This is a genomic window from Propionibacterium australiense (assembly GCF_003666605.1).
Lineage (GTDB): Bacteria > Actinomycetota > Actinomycetes > Propionibacteriales > Propionibacteriaceae > Propionibacterium > Propionibacterium australiense.
The window spans coordinates 176,317-191,961 of record NZ_RCIV01000002.1 but is presented as its reverse complement, the minus strand read 5'-3'; the positions used below and the strand labels follow the sequence as shown (position 1 = coordinate 191,961).

The following is a 15,645-nucleotide window of genomic DNA, read 5'->3' as shown; positions in this document are numbered from 1 at the left end:
GAGGCTCTCCGGCGCACCGGGCGGAGGGTTCAGCCCCAGACCATGGCAATGCGGTGCCCGTCGATCTCGTGGACGGGCACGTCCATGCCGAACACCTCGCTGAGGCACTGGCGGGTCATGATCTGCTCGGGTGTGCCCTGCGCGACGAGGGCGCCGTCGCGCAGGGCGACCACGTGGTCGGCCCAGGCGGCGGCCATGTTGATGTCGTGCAGGACGACGACGATAGTGCGTTCCAGTTCGGTGGCGGCCGCCCGCAGCGTCGTCATCATCGACACCGAGTGCACCATGTCGAGGTTGTTGAGCGGCTCGTCGAGCAGGACGTAGGGCGTCTGCTGGGCCAGCACCATGGCGACGAAGGCGCGCTGGCGCTGGCCGCCGCTCATCTCGTCGAGGTAGCGGTCGGCCAGCTCGCCGAGGTCCATCCAGTCCATGGCCTCGTCGACGATGCGGTCGTCGTCGGTGGTCAGGCGCCCGTGCGAGTGGGGATAGCGGCCGAAGGCCACCAGATCGCGCACGGTCAGGCGCACGTCGAGGTGATTGTCCTGGCGCAGCACCGACAGGGTGCGGGCAAGTCTTCCCGGATGGGCGCTCGTCACGTCGAGCCCGCCGACCGTGACGCTGCCGGCGTCGGCGGCGAGAAGACGTGAGATGACCGACAGGAAGGTCGACTTGCCGGCCCCGTTGGCGCCGACGAGCGCCACGACGCCGCCCGCGGGCAGGTCGAGCGTGATCGAGTCGAGCACCCGGCGGGCGCCGTAGGACTTGGTGATCGCCTTGGCCGAGATCATGAGGGCCTCCCGGGACGACGGATGAGCAGTGCGATGAGGACGACGCCGCCGAGGAAGTCGATGACGACCGACAGCACGGTCTCGTCGCCGAGGACCTTGTGCAGGATCGTCTGGCCCGCGACGAGCACGAGCATGGCCAGCGCGATCGCCATCGGCACCGTGATGACGTGCCTGTCGGTGCCTGCGGCCTTGTAGGCCAGGTGCGCCACGAGCAGGCCGAAGAAGGTGATCGGTCCGACGAGGGCGGTGGACACCGAGATGAGGACCGCGACGATGACGAGCACCCGGCAAGTCAGGCCGCGCGCGTCGACGCCCAGGCCGACGGCAGTGTCCCGGCCCAGGGCCATCACGTCGAGAGCACGCAGCTGGCGCCAGGCCCATACCGTCGTGGCCGCGACGACGACGGCCGTGAAGACCAGCAGCCGCGAGTCGACCGTGTTGAACGAGGCGAACAGGCGCGACTGCAGGATGAGGTAGTCGCTGGGGTCCATGATGCGCTGCACGAAGGTGGTGACGGCGCGCAGCAGGGTGCCGACGATGATGCCCGCCAGCACGACGGTCGTCACCGAGCGTCGGCCCCGGAACACCGCGCCGAACAGCAGCAGCGAGAAGCCCACCATGATCGCCGTGGTGATGGTGAAACGCACCGTGCTGGGCAGTGACGCATAGCCGATCCCGCCCAGGAAGAGGATGAGCAGGGTCTGAAGGAGCGAGTAGAGGGCGTCGAACCCCATGATCGCCGGGGTGAGGATGCGATTGCCGGTGATGGTCTGGAAGATGACGGTCGACAGGGCGGTCGCCCAGCCGACGACGAGCAGGGCGCCGAGTTTCGGGGCGCGATAGGGCAGCACGCGCCAGGGATTGCGCGCGTCGACGATCAGGAAGACCGCGCAGGCCGCCAGGACGCAGGCCAGGATGATCCCGATGCGCAGCGCGCCGTTGCGGTTCTGGGCGCGGCGCCTCGGTGACGGTGCGCTCTTGGCCTTGGCGGGTCCGCCGGCGGTGAGTAGATGGTCAGCCACGGTCCACGCTCCGCAGCAGGATGACGAGGAAACCGGCCGAGCCGATGACGCCCATGATGACCGACAGCGACACCTCGTAGGGATAGCGCACGAGGCGCCCGGCGATGTCGCAGGCCAGGGTCAGCACTCCCCCGGCCAGCGCCACCCATGGCAGGGTGCGACGCAGATTGTCGCCGAGCAGCCTGGAGGCGATGTTCGGTACGACGAGCCCCAGGAATGGCAGCGTGCCGACGACGACGACCGAGACGGCCGTCGTGACCGAGGCGATGACGAGGGCGAGCGCGATCGTCCGTTCGTAATCGAGGCCGAGTCCGACGGCGGTCTCGCGCCCCAGACCGGCCACGGTCAGGCGGTCGGCCGCGAGGTAGACCAGGGCGACGAGTGCGGCGACGATCCACAGCAGCTCGTAGCGCCCGGCCAGTACGGTGGACAGATCGCCGACCGTCCAGGAGCCGAGTGACTGCAGCAGGTCGTGGCGCCAGGCGAAGAACGTCGTGACGGCCTCGACGATGCCGCCGAGCATCATGCCCACCAGCGGCACGGTCACATCGCTGCTGGTGCGCCGGCGCGGCAGTGCCCGCAGCAGTGCGACGAACAGCAGCGAGCCTGCCACCGAGAACAAGGAGGCGCTGGCCATCTTCCACACCAGGGGCGCCGCCGGGAACCAGATCGCCATCGCGAGCAGGCCGCCGAGCGCGAACTGGGTCGTGCCGGCGGTCGTCGGTGAGACGAATCGGTTGCGCACGGCCAGCTGCATGACCGAGCCGGCCACTGCCACGCACATGCCGGACAGGATCGCGGCCAGCGTGCGCGGCACTCGTGAGACAGCCAGCAGGTGCACCTGTCCGGCGTCGAGACGCAGCAGATCCGCCGGGTTGAGGCGCTGGGTGCCGATGAACAGCGAGCCCACCGACAGCACGACGAGGAGGGCGCCAGCAAGGATGGTGGCCCGACGGGAGCGGGTCCGTACCGGCGCAGCATCAGCCGTGCCGGTACGGACCGGGGACGTGGTCCTCACTTCTCCAGATCGGCCTTGATCTCGGCGGCCTGGGAGAGGGAGTTGTTCAGTCCCGCACCGACGATGTACCAGGAGGCTCCGGACAGGTAGAAGATCTTCCCGTTCTTGCCGGCGTTCGTGCCGTTGACCAGGTCGTTGTCGAGCAGTTCCTGGGCCGACTGGCCCTCCTGGCCGATCGTCGTGGCGCGGTCGAGGACGAAGAGCATGTCGGGGTTGGCCTCGGCGATGAACTCGAAGGAGATCGCCTCGCCGTGGGTCTGGGCCTCGACGTCCTCGACGGCCGGGGTGACGCCGAACTCGTTGAAGATGACGTCCAGCCGCGAGCCGGCACCGAGAGCGGACACGGCGTCTCCGTTGGTCAGCAGCGCCAGGCCGGTGCCCTTGCCGGATGCGAGGGACTTGATCTCGGCGGCCGCCGAGGTGAACTCGTCGACCTTGGCCTGGCCCTCGGACTGGACACCGAAGGCCGTGCCGAGAATGGTGGCGAGGTTCTTCAGCGAGGCGGTCATCTCGACGCTCGAGTTGCGGCCGCCGCCCTCGCCGCCTCCGCGGCCCCCGCCGCCACGCCGCTGCCCCTGGTCGGAGGAACGCTCCTCGGACGCGGACTGGCCCGCGGAGGCCTGATCCGAGGCGCTGGGGCCGCCCGAGGCCGGTGCCCCGCTCGACTCGGTGGTGACGGCCGAGGCGTCGATCGTCGGGAAGGATTCCGCCAGGGCCTCGTAGGAGCTCGCGGAACGGTTGGCGACGATGACCAGGTCAGGGCCGAGCTCGGCGATGGCCTCGACGTCGGGTTCGAAGAGGGAACCGACATTGGTGTACGTGTCGCTCTCGAACTTCGACAGCTCATCGGGGTAGGTGTTCTGGTTCTGCGGCACGCCCGCGACGGCGCCGTCGATGCCGAGGGCGACCATCGAGTCGAGCACGCCGAGGTCGAAGACGACGACCTTCTCGGGTTTGGCGTCCAGGGTCAGCTCCCCCTGGGCGTGGACCACGGTGACGGGATAGGAACCGGCCGCCGAGCCCGCTGCAGAGGACGATGCGGTGTCAGAGCTATCGGAGCTGGAGCATGCACTGAGGGCGGCAGCACCCGCTGCGGCGCCGGCACCAGCGAGAAGAAGGCGACGTGAAACGGCCATGGTGTTCTCCATTGATCTCGAACGGTCCAGATTGACCGAGGTGAAGGTCATCGTAGCTATGGATAGCCTTGCCTGTCTTGGAATGTGACCATATGGTGACGCGACGCGACTGGTCGAGTGCCCTGCGGGGTCAAGCGGAGCACCCGGCTAGGCCCCTGGCACGGCAGTGGCCGGGGCCGGTCCGGGCGGCCCGGGAGCGTTGACGGTAGCCTTGGATGACCAACGTCGAGAGGATGTCGAAGATGACAGCAAACGATCCCTTCGCCACGATGAAGTCCGTTCCGCCGTTGACGATCACCAGCACGACTGTTCGCGACGGGCAGAAGCTCGATCTCGCTCAGATGTCCGGTCTCATGGGCGTTCCCGGCGGCGGTGACGTCTCGCCTCAGCTGTCCTGGTCGGGCGCGCCGGCCGGCACCAAGAGCTACGCGGTCACCATGTACGACCCAGACGCCCCGACCGGCTCCGGTTTCTGGCACTGGGTGGTGGCCAACATCCCCGCCACCTGCACGAGTCTGCCCGCCGGCGCCGGTGACGACACCGGCTCTGGCTTGCCCGATCGTGCCCTGCAGCTGCGCAATGACGCGGGCAGTGCCCGTTTCGTCGGAGCCGCTCCCCCGGCCGGGCACGGCCCGCACCGCTACTTCCTGACGGTCCACGCCCTGGACGTCGACCACCTCGGCATCGGGGCCGATGCGACGCCGGCCTTCCTCGGGTTCAACGTGTTCTTCCACACCCTGGCGCGCGGCTTCATCGTCACCACCGCCGAGATACCGGCCTGAGCCGGTCCGCGCCTCGGCCGGCATGCCACACAATGGAACACCCGGGCCGACCGGGGCGCATCCCTTAGACTGCCCCGGTGGGCAGAGTCAAGTCGAGGAAGAGGACGGGCCTGCTCGTCGCGCTGCTGGTGATCGCCGTCGCCACCGCGGCGGGTGCCGTCGGGTACGCGGTGCGCACGGCCGATCGCGGCCTGCCGGGCACGAGCGTCGCGGGCCAGTCGATCAACGGCATGTCGGCCGAGGCCGTGCACGAGATGGTCGAGCAGCGTGCGGAGGAACTGGCCGTCGTCCTCACCATGGACGGACAGGATCGCCGTGCTTCCCTGTCCGAGCTCGGGATCAGCGTCGACGCGCAGGCCACCACCGAGGAGGCCTTCGAGGCGAACGGCTCGGTGGCCGCACGCTTCGCCGCCATCGTTCGCAAGAGGGACGTCCCGGCCGTCATCACCGTCGACGAAGGCGTGCAGCAGGCATTCCTCGAGGAGCTGGCCGCCCAGCACGGCGCGACCGCGAAGGACGCGTCGGTCACGTTCTCCGCGCCGGACGCCGCCTTCGTCGTCTCGCCCGGTGAGAAGGGCCGCGGCTACGACATGAGCGCCGTCACGGAGTTGGCGGCCGAGGCCGGCCGGTCGCTGAGCGAGCGGTCGCTGGCGATGGAACTCACCGAGACCGATCCAGCCGTCACCACGGAGCAGGCGCAGTCCACGGCCGAGGCCGCCAACACGCTCATCGCCCCCGAGGTCCAGGTGACCGGCACGGACGGTGTCGTCATCGCGGCCACCATGGCCGACAAGGCGTCCTGGGTTGTCCTCACCGGTCAGGACGGTCATCTTGCAGCGAGCCCCGGGCTCGACGAGGACAGCGTGTCCGCATGGGTTGGCGGTGCCGCTGCGAGCACCAACGTCGAACCGGTGAACGGCACCCGCCTGGTGAGTTCCTCCGGCGAGGTGCTCCGCGTCACCGTTGAGGGCACGGACGGCCTGTCCGTCAACAATGTCGACGAGATCACCCGGCAGCTCCTCGACACGCTCACCGCAGGCCGGCCCTACTCCGGCACCTTCACCTATGACAGCGTCGAGGCGCAGAACGACGACACGGTCGTCGCGGACGGCGCCGAGAACCTCGCCCACCCCGCGGCACCGGGCGAGCACTGGCTCGACATCAACCTCAGCAACAACACCGTCACCGCCTACATCGGTGCCGACCCGCAGGCCACGATGCTCATGGTGCCCGGCCGGCCCGGCATGGAGACCGTCACCGGCACGTTCCAGGTGTACCTGAAGTACCAGTCCCAGACGATGACCGGCACCAACGACGACGGCACCACCTGGACCGCACCCAATGTGCAGTGGGTCAGCTACTTCTACGGCTCGTACGCCCTGCACGCCGCACCCTGGCAGCCCTCGTTCGGCTGGAGCGGCCCGGGCGGCTCGCACGGCTGCGTGAACATGTCGACCGCCGACGCCCAGTACGTCTACGATTTCGCGCCGGTGGGCACGACGGTGGTCAGCCACTACTGATCCGCGGCCCGGTCCCGCCAGGGGGCTCACGTGGCGGGACTCAGCCGGGCGTCCACCGGCAGGTGGCCTGCTCGCATCCTCGCCGCAGCGGCGGAACCTGCTCAGCGGTCCTTGCGCTTGGCGCGGGCGCGCACCTCGATGTGCACCGGGGAGCCTGCGAAACCGAACTCCTCGCGCAGGCGGCGCTCCACGAAACGGACGTAGCCGGCGTCCAGCTGACCGGAGGTGAACAGGATGAAGGTGGGCGGGCGGTTCTGCGCCTGGGTGCCGAACAGGATGCGGGGCTGCTTGCCGCCGCGTACCGGGTGCGGGTTGGCGGCGACGATGCGGCCCAGGAAGGCGTTGAGCCTGCCGGTGGGGATGCGGGTCTGCCAGCCCTCCAGGGCGGTGTCGACGGCCCTGGCCAGGCGCTGCACGCCACGGCCGGTCAGCGCCGAGATGTTGACGGTGGGCGCCCAGGCCCAGGCCTGCAGATCGCGTTCGATCTCGCGTGCCAGGTAGCGCTGGCGTTCCTCGTCGACGAGATCCCACTTGTTGAAGGCGATGACCAGGCCGCGGCCGGCCTCCTCGACGCCCGAGAGGATCTTGAGGTCCTGCTCGCTGACGGGCTCGGCGGCGTCGATGACGACGACGCAGATCTCGGCGCGCTCGATGGCCGCCTGGGTGCGCAGCCAGGCGTAGTACTCCGAGCCGCTGGCCTCCTTGACGCGGCGGCGGATGCCGGCGGTGTCGATGAGCCGGAAGGGTTCGCCGTCGATCTCGACGAGCTCGTCGACGGGGTCGACGGTGGTGCCCGACACCTCGGAGACGACGGAGCGCTCGGAGCGGGCCAGCTTGTTGAGCAGGGAGCTCTTGCCGACGTTCGGCTTGCCGACGATGGCGATGCGGTGCGGCCCGGAGTCCTCGTCGGCCAGGGGTGCGGCGGGCTGCTCGGGCAGCACGTCGAGCAGGTGGTCGAGCAGCTCGCCCGAGCCGCGCCCGTGCAGCGCCGAGACCGGATGGGGCTCGCCCAGGCCGAGGTTCCACATGGCTGCGGCGTCGGCCTCGAACTGCGGGGCGTCGACCTTGTTGGCGGCCAGGACGACGGGTTTGCGGGAGCGGCGCAGGACCCGGACGACGGCCTCGTCCTCGTCCGTGGTGCCGACGGTGGCGTCGACGACGAACAGCACGGCGTCGGCCAGCGAGATGGCCATCTCGGCCTGCTCGGCGATCATGGCGCCCATGCCCTCGGTGTCCGGGACCCAGCCGCCGGTGTCGACGAGCACGAACTCGCGCCCGGCCCACTCCGCGTCGTAGCTGACCCGGTCCCGGGTGACGCCCGGGGTGTCCTGGACGACGGCCTCGCGGCGGCCGAGGATGCGGTTGACGAGGGTGGACTTGCCCACGTTCGGCCGCCCGACGACCGCCACGACGGGACGGGAGGGCGCTGCTGCTTCAGACGTGGGTTCGGACATGACCTCAAAACTACTTGGTCGGGGAAACCGGATGCGTGAGCGGGCAGGGCCGTGTCTGGCTGCCGGCTCCGTCTCGTTCCCCGATGCGCTCGGATCCTGCCGGTCATCCCCAGCGGCGGGCCTGCCCGGCGGACCCCGGGCAGGGACGGCGGCCCTGAACCGGGCCGTGGCCGGGTTCCTCGCCAGCACCAGGGTGGCGGAGCCGCCGGTTCCGGTGGGCACGCGATTGGTGGTGCACGACCCGGGTCGGTAGACTCCGACCCCTCTTCGTTGGCGGGTCAGGGGTGAGCCAAGGGTGAGCGCACACACCGTCGGGGTGTGGCGAATGGGGGGATCGAGAAGGGGGCGTCATGGCGTTCGACTACAAGAAGGAGTACAAGGAGTTCTACCTTCCACCGAGAAGGCCGGGGATCGTCACGGTACCGCCGATGAACTTCGTCGCGGTGCGCGGCAAGGGGGATCCGAACGTCGAGGGCGGCGACTACAAGGAAGCCATCGACATCCTGTACGCCATCGCGTTCACCGTCAAGATGAGCAAGATGGGTGACCATCGGATCGAGGGCTACTTCGATTTCGTGGTGCCCCCGCTGGAGGGCTTCTGGTGGCAGGAGGGCGTCGCTGAGGTCGATCTTGCCCGCAAGGCGGATTTCGAGTGGACATCGGCCATCCGGCTGCCCGAGTTCGTCACCGCCGACGAGTTCGCCTGGGCGGTCGACGAGGCGACGCGCAAGAAGGGGATGGACTTCTCCAGGGCGCAGTTCCTGACGCTCGACGAGGGATTGTGCGTGCAGTGCCTGCACGTCGGCCCCTACGACGAGGAGCCCGCGACCATGGCTCTCCTGCACGAGTTCGCCGAGACCCGGGGCTATGCCCTCGATCTCACCGATGAACGCCGCCACCACGAGATCTACTTGAGCGACGCGCGAAGGGTCGCCCCGGAGAGGCTCAAGACCGTCCTGCGGCAGCCGGTGCGGCCGCTGTGAGGCATGGCCCAGGCGGGGACGGTGCGCAGGTGCGCACCGTCCGGGCCCGGGCGCGGTTCACGCCAGGAGACGGCGATGAGGGCGCCAGGCGACCGGAACGGGGTCGGCTGCGGTTCCCCCGCCGGTATCGGCCTCACCGCACGCGCTCGCCTGCTCGGCCGGGCGCACCGCCCCGCAGCGCGGCCGGGAGTGATCCTTCAGCTCGTGGCCCCCGGCACCATCGCGATGACCGTCCCGATGACCTCGTCGAGGCCCAGGTGCGTGGTGTCCAGCAGCCTGACGCCCTCGGCGGGGGTCTCGAACTGGCTGACGGCCGAGTCCTTGCGGTCCCGGTCGACGATCGACGAGACGACCCGTTCGTGCCCGGCGGCGCCGGCCAGCTCGGCCTCGCGGCGGGCGATGCGGGCGGCCGGGTCGGCCACCATGAGGAGGCGCAGCTGGGCCTGCGGCCACACGACCGTGGTGACGTCGCGGCCCTCGGCGACGATCCTGGCCGAGTCGGCGATGATGCGGCGCATCCGGGCGGTGAGCAGCTCGCGGATCGGGATGACGCCGGCCACCGCGCTGACCTGCTCGGCGATGACCGGTTCACGGATGGCGGCGGTGACGTCGTGGCCGTCGACGACGACGCGCGGATCGGCGGGGTCGAGCACCATCCGCAGATCGGCGTTCCCGGCGCGCTCCAGCATGGCCTCCGGGCTGGTCATGTCGATGCCGCCGACCAGGCACGCCCAGCTCATGGCCCGGTACATCGCGCCGGTGTCGAGATAGTCCAGCCCGAGCCGGGTGGCCACTCCCCTGGCGGTCGACGACTTGCCGGCCCCGCTGGGCCCGTCGATGGCGATGACGAGTTCGTTGTCCTGGGCCATGGGGCGTGTGCTCCTTGCTCGTTCTGCGGCCGCGCCAGGTCGGGTCATCGGCCGCACCCAGGTTAGGGCCATGCGGCGCCGCGCGCACATCGACCGGCTGACAAGTCGACAAAACGCCACGCAGGTCTCGGACGGTACCGGGCCCTGATCCGGGGGCGTTCAGGACCGCAGGGTCCAGCCCTTCTCGCCCATCGCCTCCCGCAGGTCCTGCGCCTGCTCGGCCTCGACGGTGATCGACAGGTAGCCGACGTCCCGGTCGTAGCCGTGCTCGATGGACAGGTCCTCGACGTTGACGCCCTGGCCCATGATGTCGACGAAGAGCCTGGCCAGCGCGCCGGGTGCGTCGGGGATCTCGACGGTGACGTGCTCGAGGGTCGTGCTGGCCGGCCGGCCGTGCTTGCCGGGCAGCGCGGCGACGCCGCTGCGGCCGCGGGCGATGAGCTCGCCGATGGTCTTGATGTCGTCCAGGCCGGCGATGAGCCGGTCGAGATCGTCCCGGATCGCCTTGAGCTGGGTGGAGATCTCGGCGCGGTTGCCGCTGATGATCTGGCGCCACAGGGCGGGGTCGGAGTTGGCGATGCGGGTGACGTCGCGGACGCCCTGCCCGGCCAGGCGCAGGTCCTCGGGCGGCACGTCGGCGAGGCGGGCCGCGGTGAGCGAACTCATGATCTGCGGCACGTGGCTGGTCTCGGCGACGGCGCGGTCGTGGTCGGCCGGAGCGCGCCGCACGAGCCGGGCGCCGCAGATGCCGACGAGTTTCTCCGCCGTCTCGACGGCCTCCGCCGATCCGGTGCCCTCGGCGAGCACCCAGGTGCGGTCGACGAACAGGCGCGGGCGGGCGGTGAGCGGACCGGACAGCTCGGAGCCGGCCATCGGGTGCGAGCCGACGTAGCGCCGCAGGTCGGTGCCCATGGCCTCCAGGTCGGCAAGGATCGGCTGCTTGACGCTCGCCACGTCGGTGACGGTGGCGTTGCGGTAGTGCTTGATGGCCTGGGCGACGGTGGGGGCGACGACGGCCGGGGGGACGGCCACGACGACGAGCCGGACCTTGGTCGCCATGGGCGCCTCCACGGAGCCGGCACCGACCCCGGCGGCGACGACGGCATGGGAGCGGTAGCGGTCGCGCAGCCGCACGTCCACGCCAGCCTCGGTGAGCGCGCAGCCGATCGAGGCGCCGATGAGGCCGGTACCGATGATGACGGTGGGGCTCAGCGCCTCGGCGTCGGGATGCTTCGGCGCCATCAGTCCTCGTCCCCCACCAGTTCGGCGACGCGCTGGTCGTCCAGGCGCACGAAGGTGCGGCGGCGGTCCAGTCGGGAACGGTCGAGCAGGCCGACCTCCAGCTCGCCGATGCTCACGGCACCGTCGGTGCGCAGCGCGGCGACGGCGGACCGCAGCGCCTCGGCGAGGGAACCGTCCACGTCGTAACTGCTCTGCAGGGCCCGGGCGATGGGTTCGGCGTGGCCGCCCATGACGGTGAAGTCCTCGGCCTGGGTGATCGAGCCGTCGAAGTTGATGACGAACAGGCGGTCCAGCCCGGACTCGGCCCCCAGCTCGGCGACGCACAGCTGCACCTCGAAGGGCTTGTCGGTGCCGGAACTGAAGGACGTGCCGAGCAGCTGCGCGTAGGAGTTCGCCAGGCCGCGCGCGCTCACGTCGGCGCGGTCGTAGGCGTAGCCGCGCAGGTCGGCGTAGCGGATGCCCTGCACCCGCAGCGCCTCGAACTCGTTGTAGCGGCCGACGGCGGCGAAGGCGATCCGGTCGTAGACCTCGGAGATCTTGTGCAGGCTGCCCGAGGAGTTCTCGGCGACCAGGACGATGCCGTCGGCGCACCGCATGGCGATGACCGAGCGCCCGCGGGCGATGCCCTTGCGGGCGAAGTCGGCCCGGTCCTTCATCATCTGGTCGGGCGAGACGTAGAACGGCATGCTCATCGCGGTTCCTCCCCCGCACCGTCCGGGTCCGTCCTGCGCTGCTCGATCATGGCGGTGACGAGTTCACCGACCTGCTCGGGCGTCCACTCGTCGAGCCCGTCGGGGCCGACGGAGGCGATGGTCGGGTAGATGGCGCGCACGATGTCGGGGCCACCGGTTGCCGAGTCGTCGTCGGCGGCGTCGAACAGGGCTTGAAGGGCGATCATGGCGGCCCGCTCCTTGCCGAGACCCGGCCGGTGGAGTTTCTTCAGGGAGCCGCGGGCGAAGGCCGCGCCGGAGCCGATGCAGGCGAAGGACTCCTCCTCGTAGTGGCCGCCGGTGGCGTCGTAGCCCATGATCCGTCCGCTGCCGGTCCGCGCGTCCCAGCCGGCGAGCAGCGGCACGACGACGAAGCCCTGCATGGCCAGGCCGAGGTGGTCGCGGATGAGGCCGCCCAGCCGGTTGGCCTTGCCGCTGAAGCTGAGCGGGGTGCCCTCGATCTTCTCGTAGTGGGCCAGTTCCACACCGAACAGCTTGGCCAGGTCGACGGCGAAACCGGCCGATCCGGCGATGCCGATCAGCGTGCTCTCGTCGGCGGCGAAGACCTTGCGGATGTCGCGCTGGGCGATCTGGTTGCCCTGGGTGGCGCGGCGGTCACCCGCCATGAGCACGCCGTCGGCGTGGACGACGGCGAGCACGGTCGTTCCCCGGGCGGCGAGCTGCTCGCCCTGGGCCGGGTGCGGGAGGGTGCCCGGGCTGGTCCGGGCGAGCAGATCGGCGAAGGACTCGTTCGCCCGGACCCAGAACTGACCCGGGTCGTTGGGACTGGCGTGGTGGATCATCGTTCTCAGCCTATCGGGCGTGCCTCAGTGGCCGCGGCGGCGCAGCGCCTTGCGGATCGACGGTGAGATCTGCTCGGAGTCGTCGGCGGCGCGCTGCCGGTTCGCCTCGAGGTGCTCGGCGGCGACGTTGCGCGGGACGGGGCCGTGGTAGTCGGGCCCGTAGGCGCCCGGCGCGGGACGCCGCTTCTTCACCGGGGCCTGGACGCCGGGGGCCATGCGCCGGCTGAGGAGGAGGAACCCGGTGTGGGCGCTCGTGCCGTGACCGGGCCGGATCGCCAGGCCCTCGGCGTGCCATTCGCGCACGGTGGTCTCGGTGATCACCGGCTCGGTGAAGCCGCCGTGGTGGCGCAGCTGGTCGGCGACCCGCCCCATCTGGGTGGTCGTCGTGACGTAGCAGCACAGCAGGCCGCCGGGCACGAGGCGTTCGGAGACGGCGTCGATGCAGTCCCAGGGGCGCAGCATGTCGAGGATCGCCCGGTCGACGGGTTCGTCGCTGATCGTCTCGGCGAGGTCTCCGACGGTGATGGTCCAGCCGGGATGCGGGCCGCCGAGGAACTCCTCGACGTTGCCCCGAGCCACCTGGGCGAATGTCTCGCGGCGTTCGTAGGAGTGCAGCGTGCCGGTCGGGCCGATGGCGCGCAGCAGGTACAGGCTCAGGGCGCCGGAGCCGACACCGGACTCCAGGACGCGCGCGCCGGGGAAGACGTCGGCCCACAGCACGATCTGGGCGGCGTCCTTCGGGTAGATGACGGCCGCCTCGCGCGGCATCGAGACCGTGTACTCGTGCAGCAGCGGACGGAAGACGGTGAACTCCAGGCCGCCGACGGTGCTCACGACGATGCCCTGCGGCCGGCCGATGATGTCGTCGTGGGCGAGGGCGCCCTTCGTCGTGTGGAAGACCCCGCCCTCGGCGAGCAGCAGCGTGTGGCGGTGCCCCTTCATGTCGGCGAGGCTCACCCGTTCGCCGGCGCGGAGCGGCCCGCGGCGGACGCCGGACAGGTCGGCTGGATCGATGCTCATGGACGCCTCTCGTGGTTCGACGGCCCCACCGGGCGGGACCGGATGCCAAGACTAGTTGCTCGACGGCGCCCATCGGCCCGGCCGGGGCCGGCCCGGCCCGATTCGCCGCCGGCTGCCGGACCTGCCGCCGCGGCTCAGCCGCCGGTGTTGCCCTCGGCGATGGGTTCGGCCAGGTGCTCGCGGACGGCCCGGTCGAGCTCGTCGACGCCCAGGCCCTCCAGCGAGGCGCGGCGCAGCTGACCGGCGACGGCCGGCAGGGACACCACCGAGGGCACCCCGATCACCTGGGCGCCGGCGCGCTGGCCCGACTCGCAGCCGGTCGGCGAGTCCTCCAGGACGACGCAGCGATGCGGGCGGACGTCGAGCATGCGGGTGGCGAGCAGGTAGCCGTCCGGGGCCGGTTTGCCGTTGGCGACCATGGGGCCGGCGACGACGGCCGCGAACATGTCGGCGACGCCGAGCACCCTCAGGCCCGCCTCGATGAGCCTGGCCTGACTGGCCGAGACGATGGCGTTCGGGATACCGGCCGCGCAGGTCCGTTCCAGCAGCTCCAGCACGCCGGGCATGGGCGTCCCCTCCGAGAGCAGGCGCTCCACGACGACGTCGGTGACCCCGTCGTAGACGTCCCAGGCGGTCAGTGCCGGGTCGGTGCCGTACTCGACGAGCCGGTCGCGCATGGCCTGCCCCGAGGTCGTCCACGCCGCCCCGGCGTAGCTGCGGGCCTCCTCGGCCGGCCACGGCGCGCCGCGGCTCGTCATGTACTCGGTCTCGGCGGCGAACCACATCGGCTCGGTGTTCACCAGGGTGCCGTCGAAGTCCCACAGCACGGCCTCGAGGGCGAGCCCGGTGGCGGCTGGTCTGCTGAGCGCGGAAGTCACGGCGTCGATTCTCTCAGCTCATCCTTGGCGCACCCAAGCCGCCGGGCAGGCAGAACCCGGCGCATGCTGGCCTGGAACATGGCCTGCACCCGGCGACGGCGGTTAACCTGCCGGCATCGAGTCTCACGAGACGAAGGAGCCGCTGTGAGCACATCCGAGGGCACCGACCCAGCCCCCGAGCAGGACAGCACGAGGACCGTCCCCAGGCAGACCCCGGACAGCGACCGGCCCGCCCCGACCGGCCCGGCACCCGAGCTGCCCTATCCCCCGCCCGGGCCGTTGCCGGTCGTCGGCCAGCCGAGACCGTCGAGCTTCAAGCGGGGCTTCGGCGCGGGTGCCGGCGCCGCCCTCGGTGCCGGCGCGGTCGTGTGCGCGCTGACCCTGCTGAACATCCTCGGGCTGGTCGCGATGCTGGCCCTGGCCCGTCCGGGCAGCGCGAATACGAGTGCCGACACCTCGACGACGAAGACGATCTGGGGTGAGCCCGGCGCCTCGCACACGCTGCGCGCCATCGAGGTGACCGGCACGATCGCGACGAGCGGGGAGTCCACCAGTTCGCTGTACACGAGCACGACCTACGGCTACGACGTGGCCGACATCATCGACGGTCTCGAGGCCGATGACGCCGACGGGCTGCTCCTGCTCATGAACACCACGGGCGGCACGATTCCCGGCTCCCGCGCCATCGCCATGGCCGCCGAGCGCTACCGGGAGCGCACCGGGCACCCCGTGATCGCCTATGTCACGGGCACCTCGGCCTCGGGCGGCATGTACGCGATGGCCGGCGCCGACCACATCTACGCCGACCAGGGCACCCTCATCGGTTCGATCGGCGTCATCATGGGCCCGTTCGCCCACTACAGCGGCGTCACCCAGATCGACAACGGCATCCTCTCCGGCGGTGTCTCGGCGGAGTCGATCGAGCAGTTCTACCTGACCCAGGGCACCGCCAAGGACTTCGGCAACCCCTTCCGTGACATGACCGAGGAGGAGCGGGCCACCTACACCAACGGCATCGCCCGCGAGTACGACGTCTTCGTCCAGTGGGTCGCCGACAACCGCGGCATCAGCACCGACGTGATCCGCGACGAGCTGGGCGCCTACCTGTTCGACGCCAAGACCGCCGTCGACAAACACCTGGCCGACGCCGTGCTGGCCCGCGAGGAGGCCTTCCGCCAGGCCGCCACCGATGCCGGCGCCGACCCCGATGACACGAAGATCGTCACCGACACGACGCCCAGCACCCTGTCCCGGCTCCTCGGCGCCGACTCCTCTCGGGTCTTCGGGCACGGCCGACCGATGACCTCGGGGAAGGCCACCAGTGAGCTGTGCACGTCGGCAACGACGGTCTTCGCGTGGTCCGCGAACCCCATCCAGGCCTGCGGGGGCTGAGCGCGGAGAGCCCCGGCGCAGGCCCCGC

General features: G+C 70.7%; 13 protein-coding genes and 1 pseudogene. 4 read left to right on the top strand and 10 right to left on the bottom strand.

All coding sequences use genetic code 11. The annotated features are described in order from the left end of the window. Window positions 1-29 precede the first annotated feature (29 nt). From D9T14_RS02910 to D9T14_RS02895, 4 genes are read right to left on the bottom strand one after another with little or no spacing between them, the layout of a single operon-like run. Entirely contained in the window at window positions 30-788 is a 759-nt protein-coding gene (locus D9T14_RS02910; RefSeq protein ID WP_119160664.1) for an iron ABC transporter ATP-binding protein, read from the bottom strand. Beyond that, a complete protein-coding gene (locus D9T14_RS02905; protein ID WP_182482032.1) occupies window positions 785-1,810 on the bottom strand; it encodes an iron chelate uptake ABC transporter family permease subunit in 1,026 nt (341 codons plus the stop codon). The genes D9T14_RS02910 and D9T14_RS02905 overlap by 4 nt, the downstream gene beginning before the upstream one ends. Next, on the bottom strand, window positions 1,803-2,828 hold the full coding sequence (locus tag D9T14_RS02900; protein WP_119160662.1) for an ABC transporter permease: 1,026 nt from the start codon (window positions 2,826-2,828) through the stop codon (window positions 1,803-1,805). The genes D9T14_RS02905 and D9T14_RS02900 overlap by 8 nt, the downstream gene beginning before the upstream one ends. Further along, window positions 2,825-3,964 carry a siderophore ABC transporter substrate-binding protein gene (locus D9T14_RS02895; RefSeq protein ID WP_197720671.1) on the bottom strand — a complete coding sequence of 380 codons (1,140 nt, stop codon included), beginning with the start codon at window positions 3,962-3,964 and terminating at the stop codon, window positions 2,825-2,827. The genes D9T14_RS02900 and D9T14_RS02895 overlap by 4 nt, the downstream gene beginning before the upstream one ends. Window positions 3,965-4,206: 242 nt before the next feature. Here D9T14_RS02895 and D9T14_RS02890 point away from each other — a divergent pair, with 242 nt between their 5' ends. Together D9T14_RS02890 and D9T14_RS02885 are read left to right on the top strand one after the other, a co-directional pair. Continuing rightward, window positions 4,207-4,746 (top strand): YbhB/YbcL family Raf kinase inhibitor-like protein, encoded by a 540-nt coding sequence (locus D9T14_RS02890; protein ID WP_119160872.1) that lies wholly within the window; start codon window positions 4,207-4,209, stop codon window positions 4,744-4,746. Between the two features lie 77 nt (window positions 4,747-4,823). After that, window positions 4,824-6,266, top strand: a complete 1,443-nt coding sequence (locus D9T14_RS02885; RefSeq protein WP_119160660.1) for a L,D-transpeptidase family protein — start codon at window positions 4,824-4,826, stop codon at window positions 6,264-6,266. A 101-nt stretch (window positions 6,267-6,367) separates the two neighbouring features. On the opposite strand, the gene der is transcribed toward D9T14_RS02885, so the two are convergent. Next, entirely contained in the window at window positions 6,368-7,720 is a 1,353-nt protein-coding gene (gene der / locus D9T14_RS02880; protein WP_119160659.1) for a ribosome biogenesis GTPase Der, read from the bottom strand. A gap of 350 nt (window positions 7,721-8,070) precedes the next feature. On the opposite strand from der, the gene D9T14_RS02875 reads away from it, so the two are divergent. Further along, on the top strand, window positions 8,071-8,703 hold the full coding sequence (locus tag D9T14_RS02875) for a GyrI-like domain-containing protein (RefSeq protein WP_119160658.1): 633 nt from the start codon (window positions 8,071-8,073) through the stop codon (window positions 8,701-8,703). Between the two features lie 197 nt (window positions 8,704-8,900). On the opposite strand, the gene cmk is transcribed toward D9T14_RS02875, so the two are convergent. The 5 genes and pseudogenes from cmk to D9T14_RS14420 form a co-directional block, all read right to left on the bottom strand. Continuing rightward, window positions 8,901-9,572 (bottom strand): (d)CMP kinase, encoded by a 672-nt coding sequence (gene cmk, locus D9T14_RS02870; protein ID WP_119160657.1) that lies wholly within the window; start codon window positions 9,570-9,572, stop codon window positions 8,901-8,903. Window positions 9,573-9,731: 159 nt separating this feature from the next. Continuing rightward, complete coding sequence (locus tag D9T14_RS02865) at window positions 9,732-10,814, bottom strand: prephenate dehydrogenase (protein ID WP_119160656.1); 1,083 nt, start codon at window positions 10,812-10,814, stop codon at window positions 9,732-9,734. Further along, the gene (gene prcA / locus D9T14_RS02860) at window positions 10,814-11,506 is read right to left on the bottom strand and encodes a proteasome subunit alpha (protein WP_119160655.1); all 693 of its coding nucleotides are present in this window, start codon (window positions 11,504-11,506) and stop codon (window positions 10,814-10,816) included. The genes D9T14_RS02865 and prcA overlap by 1 nt, the downstream gene beginning before the upstream one ends. After that, a complete protein-coding gene (gene prcB / locus D9T14_RS02855; protein ID WP_119160654.1) occupies window positions 11,503-12,327 on the bottom strand; it encodes a proteasome subunit beta in 825 nt (274 codons plus the stop codon). The genes prcA and prcB overlap by 4 nt, the downstream gene beginning before the upstream one ends. A gap of 24 nt (window positions 12,328-12,351) precedes the next feature. Next, window positions 12,352-14,174, bottom strand: a pseudogene (locus D9T14_RS14420) (HAD-IA family hydrolase). Window positions 14,175-14,369: 195 nt separating this feature from the next. Between D9T14_RS14420 and D9T14_RS02840 the strand changes: the two are divergent. Then, the gene (locus D9T14_RS02840; protein ID WP_170175698.1) at window positions 14,370-15,617 is read left to right on the top strand and encodes a S49 family peptidase; all 1,248 of its coding nucleotides are present in this window, start codon (window positions 14,370-14,372) and stop codon (window positions 15,615-15,617) included. The last annotated feature ends 28 nt before the right edge of the window (window positions 15,618-15,645 follow it).

Bases quoted from the DNA above. Each gene is read 5' to 3' on its own strand.
- D9T14_RS02910 (WP_119160664.1), bottom strand. From the start codon at position 788: ATGATCTCGGCCAAGGCGATCACCAAGTCCTACGGCGCCCGCCGGGTG.
- D9T14_RS02895 (WP_197720671.1), bottom strand. From the start codon at position 3,964: ATGGCCGTTTCACGTCGCCTTCTTCTCGCTGGTGCCGGCGCCGCAGCG.
- D9T14_RS02890 (WP_119160872.1), top strand. From the start codon at position 4,207: ATGACAGCAAACGATCCCTTCGCCACGATGAAGTCCGTTCCGCCGTTG.
- der (WP_119160659.1), bottom strand. From the start codon at position 7,720: ATGTCCGAACCCACGTCTGAAGCAGCAGCGCCCTCCCGTCCCGTCGTG.
- D9T14_RS02875 (WP_119160658.1), top strand. From the start codon at position 8,071: ATGGCGTTCGACTACAAGAAGGAGTACAAGGAGTTCTACCTTCCACCG.
- cmk (WP_119160657.1), bottom strand. From the start codon at position 9,572: ATGGCCCAGGACAACGAACTCGTCATCGCCATCGACGGGCCCAGCGGG.
- D9T14_RS02865 (WP_119160656.1), bottom strand. From the start codon at position 10,814: ATGGCGCCGAAGCATCCCGACGCCGAGGCGCTGAGCCCCACCGTCATC.
- prcA (WP_119160655.1), bottom strand. From the start codon at position 11,506: ATGAGCATGCCGTTCTACGTCTCGCCCGACCAGATGATGAAGGACCGG.
- prcB (WP_119160654.1), bottom strand. From the start codon at position 12,327: ATGATCCACCACGCCAGTCCCAACGACCCGGGTCAGTTCTGGGTCCGG.